The organism is Variovorax sp. ISS6 (genome assembly GCF_056523145.1).
Map to the genome: position 1 here is coordinate 5,867,859 of NZ_JAWRZC010000001.1, position 10,715 is coordinate 5,878,573.

6 protein-coding genes and 1 pseudogene are annotated in these 10,715 nt (G+C 70.9%); 3 read left to right on the forward strand and 4 right to left on the reverse strand.

What is annotated here, in order from left to right; all coding sequences use genetic code 11:
• Positions 1–37: 37 nt before the first annotated feature.
• The 4 genes and pseudogenes from AC1HIL_RS27125 to AC1HIL_RS27140 all read right to left on the reverse strand — a co-directional run bounded on the left by AC1HIL_RS27125 (position 38) and on the right by AC1HIL_RS27140 (position 6,372).
• Positions 38–1,990, reverse strand: coding sequence for a MacB family efflux pump subunit (locus AC1HIL_RS27125; RefSeq protein ID WP_479670470.1), 1,953 nt, complete (start codon positions 1,988–1,990; stop codon positions 38–40).
• Positions 1,987–3,153 (reverse strand): efflux RND transporter periplasmic adaptor subunit, encoded by a 1,167-nt coding sequence (locus AC1HIL_RS27130; protein ID WP_479670471.1) that lies wholly within the window; start codon positions 3,151–3,153, stop codon positions 1,987–1,989. The genes AC1HIL_RS27125 and AC1HIL_RS27130 overlap by 4 nt, the downstream gene beginning before the upstream one ends.
• A gap of 180 nt (positions 3,154–3,333) precedes the next feature.
• Positions 3,334–4,645, reverse strand: a pseudogene (locus AC1HIL_RS27135) (lysine N(6)-hydroxylase/L-ornithine N(5)-oxygenase family protein).
• 47 nt (positions 4,646–4,692) lie between these two features.
• Positions 4,693–6,372, reverse strand: a complete 1,680-nt coding sequence (locus AC1HIL_RS27140) for a cyclic peptide export ABC transporter (protein WP_479670472.1) — start codon at positions 6,370–6,372, stop codon at positions 4,693–4,695.
• A gap of 201 nt (positions 6,373–6,573) precedes the next feature.
• Between AC1HIL_RS27140 and fhuF the strand changes: the two genes are divergently transcribed.
• The 3 genes from fhuF to AC1HIL_RS27155 all read left to right on the forward strand — a co-directional run bounded on the left by fhuF (position 6,574) and on the right by AC1HIL_RS27155 (position 10,649).
• Positions 6,574–7,350 (forward strand): siderophore-iron reductase FhuF, encoded by a 777-nt coding sequence (gene fhuF / locus AC1HIL_RS27145; RefSeq protein WP_479670473.1) that lies wholly within the window; start codon positions 6,574–6,576, stop codon positions 7,348–7,350.
• Positions 7,351–7,450: 100 nt separating this feature from the next.
• Positions 7,451–8,290: a formyltransferase family protein gene (locus AC1HIL_RS27150; protein WP_261214322.1), complete on the forward strand. Its 840-nt coding sequence runs from the start codon at positions 7,451–7,453 to the stop codon at positions 8,288–8,290.
• A gap of 133 nt (positions 8,291–8,423) precedes the next feature.
• Positions 8,424–10,649 (forward strand): TonB-dependent siderophore receptor, encoded by a 2,226-nt coding sequence (locus AC1HIL_RS27155; RefSeq protein WP_261214320.1) that lies wholly within the window; start codon positions 8,424–8,426, stop codon positions 10,647–10,649.
• Positions 10,650–10,715: the final 66 nt, after the last annotated feature.

Here is a 10,715-nt window from a genome sequence, read left to right on the forward strand (position 1 = left end):
CGGAAGGCTGGGGACGAAAGGGGCGCACGGTCGCTGCCTACTGGGATGCGAGGGCCACCACGGGATCGAGGCGGGCCGCGCTGCGCGCCGGCATGAAGCCGAAGACCAGGCCGGTCAGCACGGCGCAGCCGAAGGCGCCGAGCGTGGCGGCTAGCGAGAACACCACGGGCACGCTCGCGAGCATCAGGCCCGCGACGATCAGCAGCCCGGCCACCACGCCGACGGTGCCGCCCACCGAGGTGACCAGCACGGCCTCGGTCATGAACTGGCGCAGGATGTCGGTCTGGCGCGCGCCGGTCGCCATGCGGATGCCGACCTCGCGCGTGCGCTCGCGCACCGTCATCAGCATCACGTTCATCACGCCGATGCCGCCGACCACCAGCGAGATCGCGGCGATCAGGCCGAGCATCACGGTCATGGCGCGCGCGGTGGCCGACTGCACGCGGATCGCCTCGACGCGGTTCCACACGCGCACGTCGCGCACGCGGCGGCGCTCGGCGAGCGCCGTCTCGATCGCCTCGGCGGTCTGCGTGGCCTGCTCGAGGTCGCGCACCTGCACGCCGATCCAGGTCGGGTTGCGGTGGCCGAACAGCCGCGCGGCGGCCGAGGAGAACGGCACGATGACGCGTTCGTCCTGGTCCTCGCCGTCGGTGGAGCCCTTGGCCGCGAGCACGCCCACGACCTGGAACGGCACCTTGTCGATCAGGATGTCCTGCCCGACCGGATCGCTGCCGTCGGCGAACAGCGCACGGCGCACGGTCTGGCCGATCACCGCCACCTTGGCCACGCGCCGCTCGTCGAGCGCGTCGAACATCTGGCCCTCGCTCACGCCCCAGCCGAGCACGCGCGCGAAGCCCGGCGTGGTGCCGCCGCCCTCGGTGGCATGGTCGACGTTGCCGCGGCGCGCGACCACGCGGTCCTCGATGTAGGGCGCGACGTCCTCGACGTTGGGCACGCCGGCCACGATCTCGGCATCCTCGAAGGTCAGCGGCGCCACGGGCGAGCGCACGCTGCCCTCGCGCGCGGCGAGGAACATGGTGCGCACGCCGAAGGTCTCGAACTGCGCCATGACCTGCCGCTGCGAGCCGCCACCGACCGCGAGCATCGCGATCACCGAGGCCACGCCGATCACGATGCCCAGCAGCGTGAGCCCGGTGCGGAAGCGATGGGCCCACATCACGCGCCAGGCGGCGCGCGCGGCCTCGTGCAGGTCGGCGGCGAGCGAGGCCTGCGAGCGCGGGCCCGCGCGCCTCGAGGCGGCGGCATGCGCCGGCGGCGCATCGGTCGCGACGGCGCCGGAATCCGCCACGATCTCGCCGTCGCGGATCTCGATCACGCGCCGCGCCTGCGCCGCGACCTGCCGGTCGTGGGTGATCAGGATGACGGTGTGGCCCGCGTCCGCGAGTTCGCGCAGGAGCTTCATGACCTCGGCGCCGCTGCGGCTGTCGAGGGCCCCCGTGGGTTCGTCGGCCAGCAGGATGCGCCCGCCGTTCATCAGCGCGCGCGCGATCGCCACGCGCTGCTGCTGGCCGCCCGAGAGCTGGTTCGGCCGATGGTCCAGCCGCGCGCCCATGTCCAGCCGCCGCAGCAGCGCGGTGGCGCGTTCGCGGCGCTCGGCCTCGGGCATGCCGGCATAGAGGGCCGGGATCTCAACGTTCTCGCGCGCCGACTCGGTCGGCACCAGGTGATAGCCCTGGAACACGAAGCCGAAGGCCTCGCGGCGCAGCCAGGCCAGCGCGTCGGCATCGAAGCCGGCCACGTCCTCGCCCTCGAACAGGTAGCGGCCGCCGCTGGGCCGGTCGAGGCAGCCCAGGATGTGCATCAGCGTGGACTTGCCCGAGCCCGAGGCACCGACGATCGCGACGAACTCGCCGGCATGGATGTCCAGCGAGATGCCGCGCAGCACCTGCGTGGCGGGACTGTCGGGGTCGCCCTCGCGGCCGTAGGACTTGCGGATGTCCCGCAGCGAGATCAGCGCCGCCGCGCTCACGGCTTGGGCGCCCCCGGCACCAGCGCGCCGACCACGACGCGGTCGCCGGGCACCAGGCCCTCGAGCACCTGCGCGCTCACGCGGTTGCGCACGCCGATGCGGATCGCCCGGGTCTCGATCGAGCCGTCGGCGTGCAGCAGCCGCACCGAGGGCCGGTCCGCGGCGCCCGCCCCTGCCGGCAGCAGCGCCGCCGCGGGCACCGCGACGACGTCCTTCGCCGAAGCCTCGACGAAGGCGACCTGCGCGGTCATCTGCGGCATCAGTTCGCCATCGGCGTTGTCGACGTCGAACAGCGCGGTGTAGACCACCACCTTGCTCGGCGCGCCGGTCGGCGTGGCGCCGCTCTCCGTGCTGCCGGTCTTCGAGGCGGGCGTGGGCGGCGCGGGCAGCAGCTGGCGCACGGTGCCGCTCCAGCGGCGCTGGTCGGCGGCGCCGAGCGTCGTGAAGTAGACCGCCATGCCGGGCTTGACGCGCCGCACGTCGGCCTCCGAGACCTCGGACCAGACGGTCATCGAGGACAGGTCGGCGATGCGCAGCACGTTCGGCGTCTGGTAGGTGGCATTGAGGGTCTGGCCTTCGCGCGCGTCGACCGAGACCACGGTGCCGGCCATGGGCGCGAAGATGCGCGTGTAGCCCAGGCGGGCCTCGTCGGCCTGCAGCGTGGCCTGGGTCTGGGCGATCTGCGCGGCGAGGTTGTCGATGCGCGCCGCGGCCGAGGCCAGCGTCGCCTCGGCCGACTGCACGTCCTCCTCGCGGGTCGCGTTGTCGGCGGCCATCCTGCGCTGCCGCGCATGCTGCTGCCCGGCCCAGCGGTGCTGGGCGCGCTGGTCGGCGAGTTGCGCGCGCAGGCCCGCGAGCGAGGCGCGCCCGGCATCGACCGTCGCGCGCTGCACGCTCGGATCGATCTCCACCAGCAGCTGCCCCTTCTGCACCCGGTCGCCGGGCTGTACCGCCAGCCGCAGGATCTGTCCCGAGACCTGGGCGCCGACATCGACGTAGCGCCGCGGCTGCAGCGTGCCGACGGCGGTCACGCTCGATTCGATGTCCGCGCGCGCGATCGCGACCGAGGCCGCGGGCGCCGCGGGCCGGCTCGTCCAGAGATAGCCGGCCCCGACGGTGGCCGAGACAAACACGAGGAACAGGGGAAGGACGAATCTGCGCATGGAGGAGGAACGGGGCATTCGGCGGAAGCGGGCGATGGAGGACGCCCCTCGCGCCCGGCGCGCGGGACACCGGGGGAAAAAGACGGCGCACATGGCGGGACGCGGACCGGCGCCGGCCGCGCATGACCGCACGGGACGACGGTCCGTGCCGCCGCGCCGGCGGCGACGCGGGCCCCGTGCCTAGAGCTGCGCCACCCGGACGTCCTCGCGCGCCGCGCTGCGCATGCGCGGCAGCGCGGCGAGCAGCGCGTTGCCGATCTCGCCGGTGCGCACGGAGGTCACCGACAGCAGCGTGTCGCTGATGCCATGGCTGTCCTCGCAAGCGCCCTGCAGGAAGATGCCCGGCTGGAAATCGGGCGTGGCCTCGAGGCGGTAGTGGCGGTCGACCGAGAAGTCGCCGAGGTACGGCGCCAGCGGCTGCAGCAGGCCCTTGTGCTGCTCGCGTTCGTAGCCGGTGGCGAGCACCACGGCGTCGTAGCGCACCGTGCTTTCCACGCCCGCGTCCTGGTCGCGCAGCTGCAGGTGGATGCCGTCGGCCGAGGCGCGCACAGCGCGCACCTCGTGCTGGCGCAGCATGCGCAGGCGCTCGCCGCGCGCCACCTTCTGGTCGTAGAAGACCTTGTAGATCTGCTGGATCAGGTCGAGGTCGGCCACCGCGTAATTGGTCTGCGCGACCTCCTCGAGCAGCGCGGCGCGCTCCTCGCTCGGGCGGCTGTAGACATAGTCGGTGAAGTCGACGTTGAAGACCTCGTTGACGAACGGACTGTCGTCCGACGGCCGGATCGAGCGGGCCCGCATCACGAAGTCGACCCGCGGCGCGCCCGGGCGGCCCTGCAGGTCCATGAAGATCTCGGCCGCGCTCTGGCCCGCGCCGACGATCGCGATGCGCCGGCCCGCGCCGCCATCGAGCACCTTGGCGATGTCGCGCAGGTAGCCGCTCGAATGCAGCACGCGCCCGTCGCCGCGCAGCGGCCGGAAGCACTCGGGAATGCGCGGCGTGCCGCCGATGCTCACCACCAGGTTGCGCGCGAGCCGCTCCTGCACGCCGCCGCCCTCGCGCCGCGAGCGCACGCGCAGCAGCGGCACTTCGGCGCCCTGCTTCTCGGGCAGCACCTCGAACACCTCCTCGCCGTAGGCGCAGGCATCGTCGAACTGGCGCGCGGCCCAGCCCAGGTAGTCGTTGAACTCGTGGCGGCTCGGGAAGAAGCTCTTGAGGTTGATGAAGTCGGGCAGGCGCCCGCTCTCGTGCAGGTAGTTGATGAAGGTGAAGCGGCTGGTGGGATTGCGCAGCGTCGCGAGGTCCTTGAGGAACGAGAATCTGCATGTGGGCCTGCTCCAGCAGCATGTGCGGATGCCAGGCGAAGCTGGGCTGCCGCTCGATGAACAGCGCGTCCGCCGGCCGGCCGCCATGGCGCTTCTCCTCGAGCGCGATCGCCAGCGCGATGTTCGACGGGCCGAATCCGACGCCGATCAGGTCATGGATGTGCTGCATGAATCTCAACTCCTGTCTGTTGGGTGTGGGCGTGCGCGGGCCGCGCCTCAGGCCGCGAGGCTGCCGGGCGCGCGCGCGCGGTCCTCGGCGATGCGTCCCGCGCGCATCGTGATGACGCGGTCGGCGACGTGGAAGTAGCGGTCGTCGTGCGAGATGACCACCAGCATGTGGCCCTTGGCGCGCAGTTCGGGCAGCAGCTCGGTGTAGAAGAGATGACGGAAGGCCGGGTCCTGGTCGGCCGCCCACTCGTCGAACACCAGCACCGGCCGGCCCTCGAGGTAGGCATGCACCAGCGCGAGCCGCTTGCGCTGGCCGGTCGAGAGGTCGACGGTGCTGAAGGCGCCGTCCTTCACGCTCACCTTGTGCGCGATCTCCAGCCGCTGCAGGTAGGGCAGCGCCGCCTGCGGCAGCGCGTGCGCGGCGGCCTCGCCCTTCTCGCGCGACACCAGGTCCTCGAACAGGTAGAAATCGGAGAACACGGTGGTGAAGAGCTGGCGGTAGTCGTCGCGCGACTGCGGCGTGACGGCGGCGCCGTCGAGCAGCACCTCACCCTGCTGCGGCGCGTACAGGCCCAGCAGCAGCTTGATCAGCGTGGTCTTGCCCGAGCCGTTGTCGCCCACCACGAAGACCATCTCGCCGCGGCGCAGCTCGAGGTCGATCGGGCCGAGCACGAACGGCGCCTCGCCCTCGGGCGCGTCGAAGGCATAGCGCACGCCGCGCATGCCGATGCCCTGCGCCATCGCGGCGCCGCCGCCGGCGCGCTCCAGGTGCAGATGCGGCTCGGGCGTGGCGAAGCGCGCGGACAGGTCGGCGATGCGCTTGAAAGCGACCTTGGCGCGCCCGACGTTCGGCAGCGTGCCCGCGATGATGTCGATCGGCCCCTTGATGAACAGCAGCACCAGCACGAAGCCGCTGAGCACCGCGGGCTCGGTGCTGCGGAACGCGGCCCAGCCGAGGATCAGCGCGATCAGCAGGAAGAACAGCGCCGAGCCGAAGGCGGTGGCCATGACGTGGATGTTGATCGCGCGGCCGTTGACGCGGCGGATGTCGTCGACGATGCGCTCGATCTGGCCGCCGAAGATGCCGACGCGGCGCTCGCGGTGCATGCGCAGTTCCTTGGCGCCCTCGCTGATCTGGCGATAGGCCTTGTGCAACTGGTCCTCGTGCTCGCGCGCCTTCCAGAAGCCGGCCTCGGCGCGGGTCTGGGCCACGATCTGCGCCGTCGCGCCGAGCACCAGCGCCACCATCAGCAGGCAGAACAGCGGCAGCGACAGCACCGCCAGGTAGGTCAGGCAGCCGAGCGCGACCGCCAGCGCGATCAGCGTGGACGAGAGCACGAAGGCCGCGTCGCTGATCATGTCGACGTCCTGCGACAGCACCGGCATCAGGCGATGGGTGCGGTAGCGCTCGAGCGCGTCGATCGGCGCGGCGAGGATCTTCTGCGCCAGGCTCTTGCGCACCTGCGCCACCAGCCGCTGGCCGACGAAGTTGGTCGACACGTCGGAGGCCATGCGCCCGAACAGCGCGACCAGGCACAGGCCGATGAAGGTGAACAGCAGGCCCCCGGCCATGCCGCCCCGCTGGTTGAGCACCTCGTTGATGGTGCGCAGCAGGAACACGGTGGCCACGCCGGCGCACACGCCGGTGATCGCGGACAGCGCGATCCAGGGCAGGAAGGGTCGCAGCAGGCGCATGGCCTCGGAGCGGTGGCCGCCAGGGGATGTCATTCGAAGACTCTTTCCGCCACGAGGGGCGATTGCACGGCCCCGCAGGGCACGGATTGCCGGCGGCACGACGCCGCTTGCGGGGTAGACGCGCCAGCGGCGCCGATGTTCATCGCGCAGCCGGCGATGAACATGCGGCGTGGCCGAACGTCCTTGCGTGATGTACCGCCCCATCCGTTGCCCGTGTCGCGGGCGAGCCCACCCATGCTCGCGCTGCTGAAGCCGTTCTTCCAGGGCCAGTTCGCGCCGATGGGCGAACGCCTCCAGTGCGCGGACGCGATCCCGCCCGGTGCACTGCGGGTCGACAGCCTGCTGCACGGCGACGCGCTGCGCGCCCTGATGCAGCGCCAGGCCGCGGTGCGGCAGGTGGCCGGCCCCGACCTGCGCGCGGTCGCCTCGGCCTGGGTGCTGGACTACCTGGGCGCGCTGCTGCCGCCGGTGGTGGCCGCGGCCACGGTGGTGCAGCACGTGTTCCCGATGGATGCCGCCGAGGTCTGGGTGCGGCTCGACGCCGGCGGCGGTCCGATCGACTTCCACCTGCGCGAGATCGGCATGCCGCTGCCCGGCGCCGACACCGCGCAACGCTACGAGGCCCTGCTGTGGCGGCACCTGCATCCGCTGTTCGAGGCGCTCTGCGCGCTCACGAAGGTGGCGCCGAAGATCCTCTGGGGCGACGTGGCGCGCGTGCTCGAGCCGATCCTCGCGCAGGCCCATGCGCTGACCGGCGGCATGGCCCGCGTCGCCGAGGACCGCGAGCACCTGCTGTACGCCACCCGCTGGCCGCGCGCCCCGGAGAGCCTGCAGGGCGCGAACCCCATGCACGGGCGGCAGCGCGTGCTGCCGCGCCCGGCGGGCGATCCCCGCCCACCGCTGCGGCTGCACCGGCAATGCTGCCTCTACCACCTGCTGCCCGGCGAGGAGCACTGCGGGGCCTGCCCGCTCGCGCCGCGGCATCGCGAGGCCGGCGCCGCCGAGGCGTGAACAGATCGGACGCCCCCGCGTCTCTTCACGAAGGTACCGGCGGCGGCCCGCCTGCGAGCGGTCGCCGCCGGCGTTCGTCCATCCCAACCCGCACACATCCATGCCCAAGGCAAAGCTCGTCTACGTTCTTTCGCTGAGAAACGGCGCCGCCGACAAGGCCGGCCAGCACATCGCCTACCAGGGCGGCCAGCGCTACATGAAATCGCCGCTCGAGTACCTGGCCCACGCGCTCGAGCACACGCCGCTGGGCGAGCAGTATTCGCTCGAGGGCATCGTCTACGACGACGACGAGCAGTCGCCGCGCGACCAGGCGGCCCTGCGGGACTACGGCTTCGCCTGGCATCCCGACAAGGCGTGGATCTTCCCGGCCGAACAGCGCGTGCAGGGACGGCTGCTGCGCGAGATGCTGCACGCGGTGCCGTCGACCTACCGCCGGCTGCCGCTCGACGCGGCGGAGCGGCCGGCCGCGAAGAGCGCCTACGAGCGCACGCTGCTCGACAAGCTGCTCACGCTGCAGGCCGACATCGTCGTGCTCGACGGCCTGCTGATCATCCTCGACGAGCTGGTGCGGCCCGGCGCGCATTTCCATCGGCGCATGGTCAACATCCATCCGGGCATCACGCGCATCGAGTCGCCCTACGAGCGCCGCGGCGCGCACGCCACGCTCGACGCGCTGCACGGCGCGCAGGGCCTGCGGGTGAGCGACTGGCACACGATGGCGAAAGTGCCCGCGCCACGAGTGACGAAGACCGGTGCGTCGCTGCACTACGTGGACAACGGCATCGACTCGGGCGAAGTGATCTTCGACGTGCTCGGCACCGACATCGGGCCCGGCGATTCGATCCTCGAGCTGCGCTGGAACAACTTCAACCTGAGCCTCTTCCCCGCGCTGCACCAGGGCCTCGAGCTGCTCGCGCCGCACGTCAGGCGCGGCGCATAAATACGAAAGAACTATTTCGCCACCCGGTTGCAGAAAAAGCGCATGCCTCGGGGAACACCTGTTGTAACCATGTCACACAAATAAGAACCATTCTCACTAAAATCCGGCCGGCTCAACAATGAAGAGAACTTTCATGCGCAACCTTCCCCTGCCCCGCCAACGCCTGCTGAATGCCTCGCTCGTGGCGGCCTTCGGAACCGCCACCGCGCTGTGGGGGCTCTGCGCCGCGGCACAGACCGCCGACGCGCCGCCGGCCGGCACGGCCCCCGTCACCGGCCAGAGCGGCCAGACGCTGCCGCCGGTGACCGTCAACTCCGAAACCGAGTCCTCGGCCACCAGCCGCGTGAACGGCTACGTGGCCAAGCGCAGCGCCACCGGCACCAAGACCGACACGCCGATCATCGAGACGCCGCAGTCGATCTCGGTGGTGACGGCCGATCGCATCAGCTCGCTCGGCGTGACGCGCCTGTCCGACGCGCTCGCGTACACCGCGGGCGTGAAGATGCTCGACGGCCTCGACAGCCGCTTCGACTGGCTCACGCTGCGCGGCTTCGACGCCTACTCGCCGGGCTTCTATCTCGACGGCATGCAGGTGCGCAACAACTCCAACTACGCGGTGTGGCGCCTCGAGGGCTACGGCGCCGAGCGCATCGAGGTGCTGCGCGGCCCCTCGTCCGTGCTGTACGGCCAGACCGGTCCCGGCGGCATGATCAACGTGGTGAGCAAGCGCCCGACCGAGGAGCGGCTGCGCGAGATCCAGGTCCAGGTCGGCAACCATTCGCAGAAACAGATCGCGGCCGACTTCTCGGGCCCGATCGACGCCGAGGGCAAGCTTCTCTACCGCCTCACCGCGCTCGGCCTGGACAGCAACACGCAGGTCAACTACGCGGCCGACAAGCGCCAGTACTTCGCGCCCTCGCTCACCTGGCGGCCCTCGAGCGACACCTCGATCACGCTGATGGCGCACTACACGAACTACAAAGTCGGCAACACCTACGGCTTCCTGCCCCCGCAAGCCTCGCTGCTGGCCTCGCCCAACGGCCGCATCGCGACCTCGACCTTCCTCGGCGAACCCGACTTCGACCGCTTCAACCAGAAGCAGTGGGACGTCGGCTACCAGCTCGAATCGCGGCTGAACGACACGATCACCATCCGCCAGAGCGCGCGCTACGGCAAGATCAAGACCGACTACCGCCAGATCTACGGCGGCGGCTTCGCCACCCTCGATCCCGAGAACCCGTTCAGCCCGCTGAACTACCGCGTGGTCAACCGCCAGCTGTTCGCCAGCAGCCCCGAGCAGGGCGACCTCTTCACCATGGACAACCAGATCCAGGCCAAGCTGAAAGCGGGCTCCTGGCAGCACACGCTGCTGGCGGGCCTCGACCACCAGCGCAGCAGCTTCGACACGGTCCAGTACTACGGCGCCGGCCCGCAGCTGGACGTCTTCGCGCCGGTCTACGGCGCGCCCTTCGAGCTGCCCGCCACGCCGAGCACCAACTCGTACGTGCGCCTGGTGCAGACCGGCTTCTACCTGCAGGACCAGATCAAGTGGGGCGATCGCTGGGTCGCCACCCTGGGTGGCCGCTGGGACCGCGCGAGCGTCTTCAGCATCAACCGGCTCGACGACAACAGCACCTCCTACCAGGTCGACCGCAAGTTCACCGGGCGCGCCGGCCTGGTCTATCTCGCACCCAACGGCATCGCGCCGTACGTGAGCTATTCCGAGTCGTTCTCGCCCTCGACCTTCATCAACCCCGACACCAAGAAGCCGTTCCAGCCCGAGACCGGCAAGCAGTACGAGGTCGGCGTGCGCTACCAGCCCACGGGCACCAAGAGCAGCTACAGCGCCGCCCTGTTCGACCTGCGGCGCAAGAACATCGTGACCTTCGACTCCGACTTCGTGCCGCGCCAGACCGGCGAGGTGCGCGTGCGCGGCCTCGAGCTCGAGGCCACCTTCGAGCCGGTGAAGAACCTCAACCTGGTCGCTGCCTACACCTACACGCCCTCGGCCAAGATCACGGCGGACGCGAACCCCGAGAAGATCGGCAGGCAGCTCATCGCCACGCCGCGCAACCAGATCGCGATCTGGGGCGACTACCGCTTCGGCAACGGCGTGAAGACCGGCCTGGGCGTGCGCTTCGTCGGCTCGACCTGGGGCGCCAACAGTTCCTCGATCGCGAAGATCCCCTCCTACACCGTGGTCGATGCGATGGTGGGCTACGACTTCGAGAACTGGAGCCTCGCGCTCAACGTGCGCAACCTGACCGACAAGATCTACGTGGGCCGCAGCTGCGACCAGTACAGCTGCGGCTACGGCGAGCGCCGCAAGGTGGTGGGCACCGCGACCTATCGCTGGTAGGCACCCGCGCCGCGAGGCGCACTCCACGCAAGAAGAGCGGGACCTTCGGCAACGAAGGCCCCGCTC